General features: G+C 62.9%; 13 protein-coding genes and 1 tRNA gene. 3 read left to right on the forward strand and 11 right to left on the reverse strand.

Going from position 1 to position 14,200, the window contains the following annotated elements; genetic code table 11:
* Positions 1–3: 3 nt before the first annotated feature.
* Positions 4–1,002, forward strand: a complete 999-nt coding sequence (locus EOB80_RS29635) for a DUF1624 domain-containing protein (RefSeq protein ID WP_127331460.1) — start codon at positions 4–6, stop codon at positions 1,000–1,002.
* Entirely contained in the window at positions 999–1,475 is a 477-nt protein-coding gene (locus EOB80_RS29640; protein WP_127267999.1) for an isoprenylcysteine carboxylmethyltransferase family protein, read from the forward strand. Before EOB80_RS29635 ends, EOB80_RS29640 begins: the two co-directional genes overlap by 4 nt.
* Positions 1,476–1,791: 316 nt before the next feature.
* Here the strand turns inward: EOB80_RS29640 and EOB80_RS29645 are convergent, their stop codons facing one another.
* The 3 genes from EOB80_RS29645 to EOB80_RS29655 all read right to left on the reverse strand — a co-directional run bounded on the left by EOB80_RS29645 (position 1,792) and on the right by EOB80_RS29655 (position 4,028).
* Complete coding sequence (locus EOB80_RS29645; protein ID WP_023685221.1) at positions 1,792–2,178, reverse strand: MerR family DNA-binding transcriptional regulator; 387 nt, start codon at positions 2,176–2,178, stop codon at positions 1,792–1,794.
* 157 nt (positions 2,179–2,335) lie between these two features.
* Positions 2,336–3,754, reverse strand: coding sequence for a magnesium transporter (gene mgtE, locus EOB80_RS29650; protein WP_127331462.1), 1,419 nt, complete (start codon positions 3,752–3,754; stop codon positions 2,336–2,338).
* A 189-nt stretch (positions 3,755–3,943) separates the two neighbouring features.
* Positions 3,944–4,028: transfer RNA gene (locus EOB80_RS29655), tRNA-Leu, on the reverse strand.
* Between the two features lie 235 nt (positions 4,029–4,263).
* Between EOB80_RS29655 and lipB the strand changes: the two genes are divergently transcribed.
* Positions 4,264–5,007 carry a lipoyl(octanoyl) transferase LipB gene (lipB, locus tag EOB80_RS29660; RefSeq protein WP_127331464.1) on the forward strand — a complete coding sequence of 248 codons (744 nt, stop codon included), beginning with the start codon at positions 4,264–4,266 and terminating at the stop codon, positions 5,005–5,007.
* 21 nt (positions 5,008–5,028) lie between these two features.
* Here the strand turns inward: lipB and EOB80_RS29665 are convergent, their stop codons facing one another.
* The 8 genes from EOB80_RS29665 to EOB80_RS29700 form a co-directional block, all read right to left on the reverse strand.
* Positions 5,029–6,279 (reverse strand): site-2 protease family protein, encoded by a 1,251-nt coding sequence (locus tag EOB80_RS29665; RefSeq protein WP_127331466.1) that lies wholly within the window; start codon positions 6,277–6,279, stop codon positions 5,029–5,031.
* Positions 6,280–6,870: 591 nt separating this feature from the next.
* Positions 6,871–7,599, reverse strand: coding sequence for an ABC transporter ATP-binding protein (locus EOB80_RS29670; RefSeq protein ID WP_206516856.1), 729 nt, complete (start codon positions 7,597–7,599; stop codon positions 6,871–6,873).
* Positions 7,551–8,837: a lipoprotein-releasing ABC transporter permease subunit gene (locus tag EOB80_RS29675; RefSeq protein ID WP_127331468.1), complete on the reverse strand. Its 1,287-nt coding sequence runs from the start codon at positions 8,835–8,837 to the stop codon at positions 7,551–7,553. Before EOB80_RS29675 ends, EOB80_RS29670 begins: the two co-directional genes overlap by 49 nt.
* Positions 8,834–10,162 carry a proline--tRNA ligase gene (proS, locus tag EOB80_RS29680; protein ID WP_127331470.1) on the reverse strand — a complete coding sequence of 443 codons (1,329 nt, stop codon included), beginning with the start codon at positions 10,160–10,162 and terminating at the stop codon, positions 8,834–8,836. Before proS ends, EOB80_RS29675 begins: the two co-directional genes overlap by 4 nt.
* Positions 10,163–10,815: 653 nt before the next feature.
* The gene (locus EOB80_RS29685; protein ID WP_127267197.1) at positions 10,816–11,100 is read right to left on the reverse strand and encodes a DUF1467 family protein; all 285 of its coding nucleotides are present in this window, start codon (positions 11,098–11,100) and stop codon (positions 10,816–10,818) included.
* Positions 11,097–11,501: a methylmalonyl-CoA epimerase gene (mce, locus tag EOB80_RS29690; protein ID WP_063168232.1), complete on the reverse strand. Its 405-nt coding sequence runs from the start codon at positions 11,499–11,501 to the stop codon at positions 11,097–11,099. Before mce ends, EOB80_RS29685 begins: the two co-directional genes overlap by 4 nt.
* A gap of 87 nt (positions 11,502–11,588) precedes the next feature.
* Positions 11,589–13,259, reverse strand: a complete 1,671-nt coding sequence (locus EOB80_RS29695) for a ribonuclease J (protein WP_127331472.1) — start codon at positions 13,257–13,259, stop codon at positions 11,589–11,591.
* A 118-nt stretch (positions 13,260–13,377) separates the two neighbouring features.
* Positions 13,378–14,199 carry a biotin--[acetyl-CoA-carboxylase] ligase gene (locus EOB80_RS29700; protein WP_127272307.1) on the reverse strand — a complete coding sequence of 274 codons (822 nt, stop codon included), beginning with the start codon at positions 14,197–14,199 and terminating at the stop codon, positions 13,378–13,380.
* Position 14,200: the final 1 nt, after the last annotated feature.

Consider the following 14,200-nt stretch of genomic DNA (forward strand, 5'->3'; position numbering starts at 1 on the left):
ACCATGAGCATCCAAACGCCGACCGCACCCGTTCCGGATCGACCAAAGCGCATCGTCGCCATCGACATCGTGCGCGGCATCGCGCTGATCGCCATGGCGAGCTACCATTTCACCTGGGATCTGGAGTTCTTCGGCTACACCGATCCCGGCCTGACCGCCTTCGGCTGGTGGAAGATCTACGCGCGCGGCATCGCCTCGACCTTCCTGTTCCTGGTCGGCGTCAGCCTGTACCTCGCCCATGGCCGACAAATCCGCTGGAACGGCTTCTGGAAGCGATTCGCCATGGTCGCGGGCGCCGCGATCGCGATATCGGTCGTCACCCGGATCGCCACGCCGGATGGATTCATCTTCTTCGGCATCTTGCACGAGATCGCGCTGGCCAGCCTGCTCGGCCTCGCCTTCCTGCGCCTGCCGGCTTTGTTGACGCTGGTCGTCGCCGGGCTCGTCATCACGGCGCCTGTCTATCTGCGCCTCGAGGCGTTCGATCACCCATGGCTGTGGTGGGTAGGCCTGTCGGCGAACAATCCACGCTCCAACGACTACGTTCCGTTGTTTCCATGGTTCGGCGCCGTGCTTGCGGGCATCGCGGTGACGAAACTCGCCGCCGGTGCCGGCTTGCTTGCCCGGCTTGCCGAATTGGCGCCCGGTCGCTGGGCCAACCCGCTGGTCTTTATCGGCCGGCACAGTCTGGCGTTCTACCTGATCCACCAGCCATTGCTGATCGGCTGCATGTGGCTGTTCTCGCAGATCATGCCGGCACAGGTCGAAACCCCGCAGGTGAATTTCCTCAAAACCTGCCAGCTGTCCTGCGAGCAGTCGCGCGACACCGAGTTCTGTACGAGCTACTGTGTCTGCATGCTCGATACGCTCGAGGGCGAGGCCACGCTTGATCGGCTCTACAACAACGACCAGACTGCGGAATGGAAGACGCATCTGTCCGATCTCGCCGGCATGTGTACCGCCAAGACCGACAGCAAGTTGATGGAGGAAGGGGTCAGATGACCGAGAACCAGCCGAAGCCGGGGCTCATACCGTGGCCGCCGCTGATCTACACCGCCGCCATCGCCATCAGCATCGCGCTGGGCCTGCTCTATCCCCTGCCCTGGATCGGTGACCTCCTGGGCGATATTCTTTTCGCCACCGGCTGGGTGGCGCTGTTTGCCGTCGCCGCGCTCTGGGTCACCGCGATCCGCACCATGGTCCGCGCCAAGACCACGCTGAACCCGAACGCTGTGCCCGATCACCTGGTCACCACGGGTCCCTTCGGCATCACCCGCAATCCGATGTACCTGGCCAACACGCTGCTGTTGATCGGCGTCGCCTTTGTCTCGGGCATCGTGTGGTTCCTGCCGCTGGCGTTCATCGCCGCCTATGCCACGCAGAAGATGGCGATCGAAGGCGAGGAAAAGGTGCTGGCGGCGAAATTCGGCAAGAAATACCGCGACTACGCGAAACGCGTGCGCCGCTGGATTTGAGCTGGCGCCCCTGGTTTCCATCGCGCCGAATTTTGACAGGTGCACACTTCGGCGATTAGCCTAAGTCTTGCGAACTTCGTCATCCTAGGGCGAAGCAGGAGCGCAGCTCCGTCGCGGAGACCCTAGGATCCATGCCGTGACCTCGGTCGAGGAGTGCAGCGGAGCAAAATTCTGCGCCGTCGCGGCGCATTGAAGTCATGGCATGGATCCTAGGGTCTGCGCCGCGTCGCTACGCTCCTTGCTCCGCCCTAGGATGACGAAGGAATGGACGTTTCCGCTAATTCCGAACGCTAACGCCCGATAGAATCCAGTCCGCTCAGGTATTCACGCCAAGCTCAACCAGCCGCTCCACACAAGATTCCTCGGCCTGGTCGAGTTCAGCCAGCGTCTCCTCGAGATCGCGGCGCTTCTGCCGGAGATCCTCGCGCTTTTCCTCGATGCGCTTGATCATCAGGTTGAGCTGGCCGACTTCGCCGGGCGGCTCCTTGTACATCTGGATGATTTCGCGGATTTCGTTGATCGAGAAGCCAAGCCTCTTGCCGCGCATGATCTGACGGATGAGGTGCCGGTCGGAGGGGCGAAACAGCCGCGTGCGGCCACGCCGCACCGGCTGCACCAGCCCTTCGTCCTCGTAAAAGCGAAGCGTCCGCGTCGACACGTCGAACTCGCGGGTCAACTCGGTGATCGAATAATATTCTCGCATTGCCACTCCCGCACGCCGAAACCAAGGGGCGATCGCCATGCCGGCGTCACCCTTATGTCCCGAACCAAAACCCGTGCCATGCCGGCATCGACATGGCGCCCCGCGCAAGCCTCGCACGGCATTTACGTAAAAGTCAATTAAGCCAAAAGGCGTGCCTTCAGGGCACACCGAACCACCACGTGGCAATGCCGAGAAATGCAAAGAAGCCGACGACGTCGGTAACCGTGGTGACAAAAACTGCCGAAGCGACCGCCGGATCGACCTTGAAACGATCGAGCAGCAGCGGGATCAGGATGCCGGCCAGGGCGGCCACGAACATGTTGATGATCATCGCCGCCGCGATGATGCCGCCCAGATTGGGGTCACGGAACCAGGCTGCCGCAACGATGCCGATCAGGATGGCGAAGACGATGCCGTTGATGAAGCCGACACCCATCTCGCGGCGAATGATGCGGCCGGCATTGTAGATGTCGAGATCCCTGGTCGCCAACGCCCGCACGGTGACGGTCATGGTTTGCGAGCCGGCATTGCCGCCCATGCCGGCGACGATCGGCATCAGCACCGCCAGTGCGACGATATGTTCGATCGTGCGGTCGAAAAGGCTGATCACCGACGCCGCCAGGAACGCGGTCAGAAGGTTGATCAGCAACCACGGAACGCGTGAGCGCGAGGTCGAAAAGATGCTGTCGGAAAGCTCCTCGTCGCCGACGCCGCCCATGCGCATCAAGTCTTCTTCGGCCTCCTGCTGTATGACGTCGACAACATCGTCGATGGTCAGAACGCCAACCAGCCGTTCGTTCTCGTCGACGACTGCGGCCGACAAAAGATCGTACTGCTCGAATTCCCGTGCAGCCTCTTCCTGGTCCATGGTGGCCGGAATGGCGTGCCGCGTCTCGTGCATCACTTCCTCGACCTTGACCGAACGCTTGGTGCGCAGGATCTGGTCGAGGTCGATGGCGCCGAGCAGCTTAAAGCTCGGATCGATGACGAAGATCTGGCTGAAGCGCTCGGGCAGATTCTGGTCGTCGCGCATGTAGTCGATGGTCTGGCCGATCGTCCAGAACGGCGGCACCGCGACGAACTCGGTCTGCATGCGGCGGCCGGCCGTCTCTTCGGGATAGTCGAGCGAGCGGCGCAGTCTGATCCGCTCGGTGAACGGCAGCTGCGACAGGATCTCGTCCTGATCCTCCTTCTCGAGGTCTTCGAGAATGTAGACGGCGTCGTCGGAATCGAGCTCCTGTACCGCCTGCGCGATCTGCGCATTGGGCAGACTGTCGACGATCTCCATACGGATCGCCTCGTCGACCTCGGTCAGCGAGGAGAAGTCGAAATCGGCGCCCAGGAGCTCGACCAGTGCGTGGCGCTGTTCGGGATGCAGCGCCTCAAGCAGGTCGCCGAGTTCCGACTGGTGCAGGTCGTCAACTTCATGCTTGAGGGTCAGCGTGTCGCGGTCGGCGATCGCCGCGCCAATCCGCGCCAGGAAGGACGAAAGCACGGCGCCGTCCTCGCCATAGATGTCGGCGTGGTTGTCCTCGGCGGCCCTGGCGCCAATCGTCCGTTCGTGCTCGCCTTCCACCAGCGCCTCCCGCCACAAGAATCCCGGAAAAGGTGCAAATCAGGTCTAGAGCATCGGACCCAAAGGGGAAACCGGTTTCGGGGAATCCGACGCTCAAAAAGAAAGTGGCGTAAAGCGCGGGAATACCAAACGAAATGCGCCCGGCCCGCAGCGGGCGGAGCTTGCACAATCGGGATATGGGAAGGAAAATGGTGCGGTCGAGAAGACTCGAACTTCCACGGGTTGCCCCACAGCGACCTCAACGCTGCGCGTCTACCAATTCCGCCACGACCGCACGTGGTAGAGCCGGAACCGACCGGCTCGCGGCGTGTAGCAAATCGTTTCCGGCGAAACAAGTGCACGGCAAGCAATAATGTCAGGCGATTGGCATAATGCTCCACAGGGTCCGAACGCAGCGCCGGAACTGGACGTTTGCGCCTGATATCGCCATATGGAAGGCAAGTTGATGTCACCCAAAGGTGCGAGGCGGTTTTGGGACGCGACATGCATAAGCGAAAAGACGATACGCCATGCCCGAACGCAGCCAGATCGCCACGTCGTTCCTGCCGCTCCCCGGTTCAGCACCGGTCGAATGGCTGATCGAGCCCGGCCTTACCGCCTATCCCGAAGCACTTGCCTTCATGGAGGCGCGCGCCGAGGCGATCCGCAGCGGCGCTGCCGGCGAAATGGTCTGGCTGGTCGAACACCCGCCGCTCTACACGGCCGGCACCAGCGCTCGCGGCGAGGATCTGATCGACGCCAGCCGCTTCCCGGTATTTGCGGCCGGCCGCGGCGGCGAATACACCTATCATGGGCCGGGCCAGCGGGTCGCCTATGTCATGCTTGATCTGAAGCGGCGGCGTGAGGACGTCCGCGCCTTCGTCGCGGCGCTCGAACAGTGGATCATCGGCACGCTCGCTGCCTTCAACGTGCATGGCGAGCGCCGCGAGGACCGGGTCGGCGTCTGGGTGGTGCGGCCGGATCGCCCTGCCCTGCCGGACGGCGCGCCGGCGGAGGACAAGATCGCGGCCATAGGCATCCGGCTGCGGCGTTGGGTGAGCTTTCACGGCATCGCCATCAATGTCGAACCAGATCTCGACCATTTCAGCGGCATCGTGCCTTGCGGCGTGCAGGACCACGGCGTCACCAGCCTCGTCGATCTCGGCCTTCCCCTGACCATGGCCGATCTTGACCTGGCGCTGAAATCCGCCTTCGAGGATGTGTTCGGTCCCGCCACGGTCTTGCCTGTCGAAGCCGAGCGCAAGGCCGGCTGATTCTTCCGGACCCGGTACGGCTCAAATCAGTTGGGCGGAGGCCCACAATACGCCATAGCCATGGATGGCGAACACTGCCAGCAACGCCGCCGCCATGGCGAGCCGGTCGATGGTGCGGATCGGCTTCAGCTCGTAACGCGGCTTGACCCCGCTGCTCATCGTCAGCAGGCTGAGGATCGAAAACACCGCTCCCGTCGCGAGCAGGAAATTGGAGGAAAAGCCGGCCTGCCAACCGACAGCCAGGAAAGCCGAGAGCAGGAAGAAGGAAGCCAGCGCCAGTGCGACCGGTCCCGGACAGATCTGGCGCAGCACCTGACCGCCGTCGAATTTCCACACCGGCACCAGATTGGCGATGTTGAACAGTGCGGCGAAGCCCGCCAGGGTCGCCAGCAGGGCCGCCGCCAGCCGGTGGCCTTCCGCGCCGGCAAAGGTGCTGGCAGCGATCACAACCGGCACCAGGAATGCGGAGAAGCCGGCGCCCATCAGCGCCACGAAGGCGACTTCGAAACGGCTGTCATAGGGCCGCCCGCCAATGGCGATGCCGCCGAGCAGCGGAATGAAGATCATCCGTGCCCGGTTGTGGCCCATAAGCCGGAACGCCGCCATATGGCCAAGCTCATGCAGGGCGACCACCGATGTGAGGATCGCGGCCAGTGCCAGGCCGCCGAAGTGAAGGCCGAAGAATGGCCACAGGATCAGCGCCGAAAGCCCGGCGAAACCGACCTGGCTCAACGGATGCTCGAACCAGCCGCCCTTGCGATACTCCCCGGTCAGCGCCCAGCGCTGCAGCTTGGAGAGTTCGCGGCGCAGGGCGAAATAGCGGAACACAAGGAAGGCGACGCCGCGATAGCGATCCGTCTGGCTGAGCGTCACCCGCGTGCTGGTGCCTTCGGAAACGAGTTCAACGGTTTCGGAAAAGTCCTTCCAGAACGAAGCGTCGAGCGCCGTGTCCTCGATGACACGCATCGAGAAGCTGATACCTTCGACGACGTCATCAAACCGCGACTTGCGTTCGATCGGCTTGCCGTCGCGACCTTCCCACGACAGCGTCCTGCGGGCCACGCCCTCGCCGTCCGGCGCCTCGGCGGAAAGAATCTCACCGGACCAGCCGGCATCGCTGCCGAGCGGCCACAGCGCCTGCCAGAGGCGCTGACGGTCCATCGCCACCAGACGGGTCAGACGGACCGTGCGCAAACCAAGCGGCACGGTCATCAACAGAAAGATCAGCCCGAGATTGCTAGCCACCAGAATGGCCGTGACTATGGGCGACACTTGGACGTTGCTCCCTGTCTTGCCGAGGTACCCTAACGTTACGGCGGCAAGAAAAGCTTAACGGCGGAACGGCCTTCCACCGCATAGGAACAGCGGCGGCGAACGCCGCCAAATCACATGGCTCCGATCCAGATCGCCATGGAAACAAGGAAGGTGCTCATGCAAACCAGTGAGATGACATCCTGAACCAGATCGGTCATAACTCTCTCCTGTTGTTGATATGTTCGCATTTTGTTCTAATTTTGTTTCAAAGTCAACGGGCACGATCCGCCCGCGCCCGGAATTTCCGGGCGATCAAATCGGCAGGGTTAAGAAAGGGTTGAGGGGCGAGCGACGGTGCTACGTGGGCTGACCGAAGCCTTTGCGATTAGCCATCGCATCGTCATCCTAGGGCGGAGCAAGGAGCGGAGCGACGCGCGCAGACCCTAGGATCCATGCCGTGACCCAGGGGCGATGCTACGGTGCAGAATTATCGCTCTGATAGAGGTCGCATATCCTCGACCCCTGCATTTGTCTCGAAAGTAACGGCATGGATCCTAGGGTCTACGCTCCGCTCCGCGGAGCTTCGCCCTAGGATGACGACATCAGAGACTAAAGCGGCACCACTTTGCCGTCGGCCAGCGTGACGCGCCGGTCCATGCGCGATGCTAGCTCGTGATTGTGTGTGGCGATCAGCGCCGCGAGGCCCGATTGCTTGACCAGCGCCGCCAGCGCCTCGAACACATAAGACGCGGTGACCGGATCGAGATTGCCGGTCGGCTCGTCGGCCAGCAGCACCAGCGGCGCATTGGCGACCGCACGCGCGATGGCGACGCGCTGCTGTTCGCCGCCGGAGAGTTCGGACGGCCGGTGCGACGCGCGCTTGCCGATCTGCATGTAATCGAGCAGCTGCGCCGCGCGCTCGGCCGCGTCCTTGCGGCTGAGCCCCTTGATGAGCTGCGGCATCATGATGTTTTCCAGCGCCGAGAATTCCGGCAGCAGGTGATGGAACTGGTAGACGAAGCCGACATCGTTGCGGCGGATCGCCGTGCGCTCGTCATCGGAGAGCCGCCCGCAGGCACGGCCGGCCAGGATGACGTCGCCGGCGTCGGGACGCTCCAGCAAGCCGGCAGTGTGCAGCAGGGTCGACTTACCGGTGCCCGACGGCGCTACCAGCGCCACCATCTCGCCGCGCTTCAGCGAGAAATCGGCGCCGTTCAGGATGGTGAGCTTGCGCGGCCCCTGGACATAGTGCCGCTCGACGCTCTTCAGCTCGATAATGACCTCGGCCACTACTCGTACCTCAAGGCTTCGACCGGATCGAGGCGCGCGGCGCGCCATGCCGGAAACACCGTTGCCAGGAAGGACAGTCCGAGCGCCATCAGGACGACATAGGTCGTCTCGCGCGGATCCATCTTCGCCGGCAACTGGCTGAGGAAATAAAGCTCCGGATTGAACAGCACCTTGCCGGTCATCCATGAGAAGAACTGGCGGATGGATTCGATGTTGGTGCAGATCAGCACGCCGAGCAGCACACCAGCAAGCGTGCCGGTCACGCCGATCGCCGCCCCCGTCATCAGGAAGATGCGCAGGATGGCGCCCCTCGACGCCCCCATGGTGCGCAGGATGGCGATGTCGTGCCCCTTGTCCTTCACCAGCATGATCAGGCCGGAGATGATGTTCAGCGCCGCCACCAGCACGATCAGCGTCAGGATCATGAACATGACGTTGCGCTCGACCTGCAGCGCGGAGAAGAAGGTCTCGTTGCGCTGGCGCCAGTCGACCATGTCGATCGGCCGCTGCGCCGCCGCCTCCACCTTCGGTTTCAGCGCATCGACATCGTCTGGATTGTCGACATAGATCTCGATCGTCTGCGCCCGCCCGTCCATGTTGAAATAGAGCTGCGCTTCGGAAAACGGCATGTAGACGATGGAGGTGTCATATTCGGACATGCCGACTTCGAAGATCGCCGCGATCTTGTAACCCTTCATGCGCGGCGTGGTGCCGATCGGCGTCACGTCGCCGTCGGGCGAAATCAAGGTGATGGTATCGCCAAGCGTCAGGCCGAGATTCTCCGCCATGCGCTTGCCGATGGCAACGCCGTCGCCAGAGTCGAAATCGGCGATCGAGCCCTGCTTGATGTTGTTGGCAACGATGGCGATCTTGCTCAGATCCTCGCCGCGGATGCCGCGCACCAGCGCTCCGGTTCCACCGCCGACATTGCCTTGCGCGAGCACCTGGCCGTCGATCAGCGGGATGGCGTATTTGACGCCTGACACACCGTTGATGCGGCTGGCGACCTGCGCATAGTCCTCCAGTGGCGAATCGAGCGGCTGCACGATCAGGTGGCCGTTGACGCCGAGGATGCGCGTCAATAGCTCCGCCCTGAAACCGTTCATCACCGCCATGACCACGATCAGCGTGGCGACGCCCAGCATGATGCCGAGGAACGAGATCGAGGCGATCACCGAGATCACCGTCTCCTTGCGCCGCGAACGCAGATAGCGCCAGGCGACCATGCGCTCGAAGATGGAAAAGGGTCCGGCGCCGACCGGTCTTGCCGCCACCGCCTCGTTCATGCGGCGACACCGAAGCGCTTCTTCACGTCTGCGATCGGCAGCGTCTCGCGCTCGCCGGTCTTGCGATTCTTGATCTCGATCTCGCCGGCTGCGACACCACGCGGCCCGACGATCACTTGCCAGGGCAGGCCGATCAGGTCGGCGGTGGCGAACTTGCCGCCGGGCCTCTGGTCGGTGTCGTCGTAGAGCACGTCCTTGCCGGCGGCGACGAAAGCGGCATGCAGCTCGTCGCAGACGCGGTCGCACTCGGCGTCGCCCGCTTTCATGTTGATCAGCCCGATGTCGAACGGAGCCACCGCCTCCGGCCAGATGATGCCGTTGTCGTCATGGCTGGCTTCGATGATCGCCGCGACCAGGCGCGACGGACCGATGCCGTAGGAGCCGCCGGATACGAAATGATCCTTGCCGTCGGGCCCGGTCACCTTGGCGCCCATCGGCTTCGAATATTTGTCGCCGAAATGGAAGATGTGGCCGACCTCGATGCCGCGCGCCGAAACCTTGTCGCTCTCGCCGATCTTCTCCCACGCCGCCTCGTCGTGCATCTCGTCGGTGGCTGCGTAGGGTGTCGTCCAAGTCTCGACGATATCGCCGATCTCGGCGGCATTGGCGAAGTCGGTCTTCTCTCCGGGCACATCGAGCGAAAGATAGTCGCGGTGGCAATAGACCTGGCTCTCGCCGGTGTCGGCCAGGATGATGAATTCATGGCTGAGATCGCCGCCGATCGGCCCGGTGTCGGCCCGCATCGGTATCGCCTGCAGCCCCATGCGCGTAAAAGTCCGGAGATAGGACACGAACATCCTGTTGTAGGCCGCCCTGGCGCCCTCGAAGTCGAGGTCGAAGGAATAGGCGTCCTTCATCAGGAACTCGCGCGAACGCATGACGCCGAAACGCGGCCGCACTTCGTCGCGGAACTTCCACTGGATGTGGTAGAGATTGAGCGGCAGGTCCTTGTAGGACTTCACATAGGCGCGGACGATCTCGGTGACCACTTCCTCATTGGTCGGGCCGTAGAGCATGTCGCGGTCCTGCCGGTCCTTGATGCGCAGCATCTCCTTGCCATAGTCGTCATAGCGGCCGCTTTCGCGCCACAGATCGGCCGACTGGATGGTCGGCATCAGGATTTCCAGCGCACCGGCGCGGTTCTGCTCCTCGCGAATGATGCGGCAGACCTTGTCCAGCACCCGCTTGCCGAGCGGCAGCCACGAGAAACTGCCCTGCCCCTGCTGGCGGATCATGCCGGCGCGCAGCATCAGCCGGTGCGAGACGATCTCGGCCTCGCGCGGGTTTTCTTTGAGGATCGGCAGGAAATAGCGCGACAAACGCATGGACAGGTCCGTGAGTGAGGAGGGCCGCGCCAGAATCGGCGCGACTTTGGCTTGCTTGACCCGGCTTCATAGCCATTTCAAGGCGGAATGGGAACCCGGACGCTTCGGCCCGAAAAGCGGCAATCGATTTCAGAAAGCATGGGATAGCCGGGATCAGAAGCGTCGCACCGTCCTTCGCCCGCCCAGAAGACCCACGGCGCTGCAAGGCCTCCCGGTCATCGCGCGCGTCTTGATGATCGTTCGCCAAGCAACGCCTGCCACACTATTGTGCAGTGCAGCACGAGAATGCCCGTTTCAAGGCAAAATTCTTCGTGACATTTTCATTCGCCTTAGGCTAATGTACCTCGATAACCGAGAGGGTAGAAAAAAATCTGCTCTCCTACGCGGTCAAAGTCTTGGGAGGATGCGATCTAGGCGCGGTTACTCGCTGCCGCCGGAAACCGGAAACAGATCGGACGCGTTTAAATTGCAAGGCCTCGTGCCTTGCATTTTTTTTGTGCAATCATCTGCTTAGCGCAACGCGTTGCCAAACCACCTTACCCAGCGTCAGCGCTCGTCCGGCCGCAAAACGGCACGGCATTCCTGTCTGGAACCAAGCTGTTCCGAAGGATGAAAACGCCTTTGCCAGACAAATCTTCTTGGGCCGGGGCCGGCTATTTGGCTAAGGTTTGGCTGAATTCCGGCACGATGTGCGGGATGTCGTTGAGGCTGTATCCAAGCCCGTGCGTCAGGCCATAGAAAATGCCCATCAGGATCGCGGTGGCGATGGTGGTGCGGATCACGGCGCGCAGCATGTGGGGACCGCGCGGCGCGCTCGGAACCGTGCCCAGCGTCACGTCACGATCGTCGTCCTGCGTCCTCACGCTGAACGGCAGCACGGCGAACAGCACCACCCACCAGGTCGCGAAAAACAGGGCGGTGAACGAAACCCAGCTCATGATTGCTCCAGTTCGATCAGCGTTCCGAAAAAATCCTTCGGATGCAGGAACAGCACCGGCTTGCCGTGCGCGCCGATCTTCGGATTGCCGTCGCCCAGCACGCGGGCACCGGCGGCCTTGAGCTGATCGCGCGCGGCCAGGATGTCGTCGACCTCATAGCAAAGGTGATGCATGCCGCCGGAGGGGTTCTTCTCCAGGAAGGCGGCGATCGGCGACCCCTCGCCCAAAGGCTCCAGAAGTTCCACCTTGGTGTTGCCGACATTGACGAACACCACCGTGACGCCATGCTCCGGCAGCGCCTGCGGCGCCGTCACTTCGGCACCCAGCGTGTTGCGATAGGCGGCGACGGCGGCCGCCAGATCCGGCACGGCAAGCGCGACATGGTTGAGACGTCCGAGCATTGGCACTCCCAAGTAGGGGAGTAGGGGAAAAGACAGATATGTCAGCTGTTTGCTCTTCCTACTCCCCTACTCCCGTACTCCCTCTCGTCATCTTGTGACGAATACAGTCACCAGCGGCTTCTTACCCCAGGCTTCGTTGGCGGCGCCGCGCACGGCGCGCCGCACTGCTTCCTGCACCAGGTCGAGGTCTTTTCGGCGCTGACGGGGGATGGAGTCCACCGCGCCGATTGCCGCATCGATCATCAGATCTTCCAGCGACTCGCCACGGCCATCGGCCTCGGCGACGCCGATGGCGACCAGGTCGGGGTCGCCGGCAAGCTCATATTTGTCGTCCAGGACGACATTGACCGCCACATGGCCGGCAAAGGACAGTTTGCGCCGGTCGCGAATGCCCATCGCCTGATCGGTGCCGATCAGTCTGCCATCCTTGTAGATACGGCCGAACGGCACCTGATCCATGATGGTGGCTGGGCCGGGAGCAAGCCTGAGCATGTCGCCGTCGCGCACCTGCGCCACCTGGCCGATGCCCGATGTCGACATCAGCGAGCCCTGCGCCACCAGATGCGCCGCCTCGCCATGCACGGGAACGCCGATCTGCGGGCGCACCCATTCATACATCTTGCGCAATTCGCTGCGCCGCGGATGGCCGGAGACATGCACCAGTGCATCGCCGTCCTCGATGATCTTGACGCCGAGGTCGATGAGGCGGTTCTTGATCTCGAGGATCGCCTTCTCGTTTCCGGGAATGGTACGCGAGGAAAACACCACCGTGTCGCCTGCCGTCAGCGACACCGACTTCATCTCTTCGCGCGACAGCTTGGCCAGTGCGGCCAGCGGCTCGCCCTGGCTGCCGGTGCAGATGATGACCAGGTTCTCGCGCGGGATGAAACCAAAATCCTCCTCGGCGATGAACTCCGGCAGACCTTCCATGTAGCCGAGTTCGCCGGCCACATCGATGACCCGCTTCAGCGAACGGCCAAGCACCAGGCACTGGCGTCCGGCATCGCGCGCCGCTTTGGCGATCGAGACGATGCGTCCGACATTGGAGGAGAATGTGGTGACGGCGACACGGCCCTTGGCAGCCTGGATGACGCCCTTGAGGCCCTCGCCCACAGCCACTTCGGAAGGCGACTCACCTTCGCGCAGCGCATTGGTCGAATCGCAGATCAGCGCCAGAACGCCCTTGTCGCCATAGGCGCGGAAACGCGCCTCGTCGGTCTTCGGCCCGATCGTCGGCTCCGGATCGATCTTCCAGTCACCTGTATGGATGACGGTGCCGGCCGGCGAGGTAATGGCCAGCGACATCGGCTCGGGAATCGAGTGCGCGACCGGAATGGCTTCGATCTCGAACGGGCCGACGGTGAATTTCTCGCCCGCCCGGTAGATCGTCACCGGTATTTTCGGCGCGCCCTGCTCGCCTTGCCGCTTGGCCTCCAGCAGGCCGGCGCTGAACGGCGTCATCCAGACCGGCGCCTTCAGCTTCGGCCATGTGTCGAGCAGCGCGCCATAATGGTCTTCATGCGCATGCGTGATGATGATGCCGCGCAGATTGGCGAGGTTCTCCTCGATGAAGCGCGTGTCGGGCAGCACAAGGTCGACGCCCGGCAGGCTGGCATCGGGGAAGGTCACCCCGACATCGATGACGATCCATTCGCGCGCATTGGGCGGCCCGTAGCCGTAAAGAGCGAAGTTCATGCCGATCTCGCCGACGCCGCCGAGCGGCACGAAGACGAGTTCGGCGTTTTCCGCTTTCGCCATGATTTTTCCCTTCCTGGCCCTCAGGCCAAGCCTAAAAAGCAATTCCGGGAAAAGTGTGTAACGGTTTTCCCACCGGAGTTGCGCAAAAACAAACAGTTAGAACCGTTCATGAACGGCCCTATGCCCTGGCCGAAGCGACCGCGCCGAAATGCACATCGCCGGCGGCGATCGTCCGAACCGAACCTTCATCGTCGCGGATCACGAAACGGCAGTCCTCGTCAATGGTCTCAAACACCCCACGCACCACATTACCGTCAATTCTGACAGCAACTTCGCCGCCGAGCCCCGCAGCACGATCAAGCCAGCGTCGCCTGACGGCGGCAAGTCCGCGCCCCTCGTCCCACAATCGGGCATTCTCGCTCCATGCATCCGACAGCGCCAGGAACAGCGTTTCCGCATCGCATGCCGCGCCCAGCGCGCTGAGTGATGTTGCGGGATAGGGCAAATCCTCGGGGTATGCCACCACATTGACGCCGATGCCGACCGCCACCGCGAAACGGCCGCCTTCCAGGATTGCCGATTCCAGCAGGATGCCGGCCAGCTTGGCGCCGGAGGCGAGCACGTCGTTCGGCCATTTCAGTTCGAAACGGTTCTTTCCTTCGCTGCCGCCGTCGAGGCCGATGGCGATCCGGCCCTTCGGCACCACGGCGTCGAGCGCATCGGCCAGCGCCAGTCCGGCGACGAAGCCCAGCGTCGCGGCAAGGCGAAGCTCCGCCTTGGTGATGACGAGCAGCGTCGCCGCGAGGTTGCCTTCGGGGGTCGCCCAGACGCGGCCGCGCCGGCCACGCCCGCTTTCCTGCTTCTTGGAAACGACCCACAATCTGCCGGGGTCGCCTGCCCTTGCGTGGTCCAGTGCCAGCCCATTGGTGGAGCCGACGCTCTCATGCGCCTCGAGCCGGAACCCTTCCGACGCCGAGGTTGGAGCCAGCCGAAATGCCATG

The organism is Mesorhizobium sp. M7A.F.Ca.MR.245.00.0.0, assembly GCF_003997415.1.
GTDB lineage: Bacteria > Pseudomonadota > Alphaproteobacteria > Rhizobiales > Rhizobiaceae > Mesorhizobium.